Source organism: Microbispora sp. ATCC PTA-5024 (genome assembly GCF_000511135.2).
Classification (GTDB): domain Bacteria; phylum Actinomycetota; class Actinomycetes; order Streptosporangiales; family Streptosporangiaceae; genus Microbispora; species Microbispora corallina.
On the sequence record NZ_KI866524.1, the window covers coordinates 588907 to 590030 of the forward strand.

1 pseudogene is annotated in these 1124 nt (G+C 77.3%); it reads right to left on the minus strand.

The features are described from left to right. Positions 1–839: pseudogene (locus MPTA5024_RS42505) on the minus strand (hypothetical protein); the annotation flags it as partial. Between the last annotated feature and the right edge of the window lie 285 nt (positions 840–1124).

Here is a 1124-nt window from a genome sequence, read left to right on the forward strand (position 1 = left end):
AGACCGCGCAGGCCGCGCGGGCCGCGTGGACCGCGTGGACCGCGTGGACCGCGTGGACCGCGTGGACCGCGTGGACCGCGCGCGCCCTGCCGGGGCAGGGCGGCCACGGCGTGCGGCCCGGCGGGCAGGAAGCCGACCCCGAGCAGGGCTGCCCTGAGCCGGGACCGGGCGTCGAGCAGCAGGTTGAGCCCGCCGAACACCAGGATCAGCGAGGGGATCTCGCTGAACGTGGTCCGCGACGTGTACAGCACGGGCAGGCTGACGGCGAAGACGAGCGCCGCGAGGACGGCCCAGCGCGGACCGGCCAGGCGCGCCGCGGTCCCGCCGAAGGTGAGGACGGCGAGAGCCCCCAGCACGGGCGGCACGAGCAGCAGGCCGGGGACGCCGGCGAGCCACTCGCCGATCGCGTGGAGCATGGGCGGCCCGGGCATGAACTGGGGGACGATCCCGCCGTCGGCGGCGTAGAAGCCCATGCTGTCGAAGCGCAGCGCGGGGTCGGGGCCGCCGAAGTCGCCGGTGGGGATCGGCAGGGAGCCGTGCCGGGCCAGCCAGACGGCGTACTGCGCGTAGGTGGACGGGTCGCGGCGGACGATCAGCTGTTCGCCGTGGAGGAACCCGTTGAAGACGCCGGACGCGACCGCGACGGCGGCCAGCGCGCCCGTCTGCGGCGCGGTCGCCTCCACGGTCTCCGGCAGGCGCCGCAGGCCGTACACGCACAGCGCGGCCGCGAGCCCGCCGCCGAGGAGGACCATGGGCAGCGGCCGGAACCAGCCGAGCAGCAGCAGCGGCAGCCCGGCGAGCAGCCACCCGCTGAGGGCGAGCGCGGGCACGGCGGACACGACGGCGAGCACCCTGCCCGCCGACGGCGCGGAGGCCCGCCAGGAGAGGCGGCGGAATCTGTCAGTAGGAATAGGCCGAGCGTATCCGTCCGGACCGCCGATCGCGGGCTTCACCCGCCCGCCTGTGGATCACGCGTCGCGGGGGCGGCGACGCCGCCGGAACCCGGTAGCGTACGCCGGGAACAGCAGGGGGGCCGAGTGAGAGTGTCGGACATCCGGGGCGGCCCGTCCCGGGCCGGCGGGGGCGCGGGTCCGGGCGCGGGTCCGGGCGCGGCGGGCACCGGG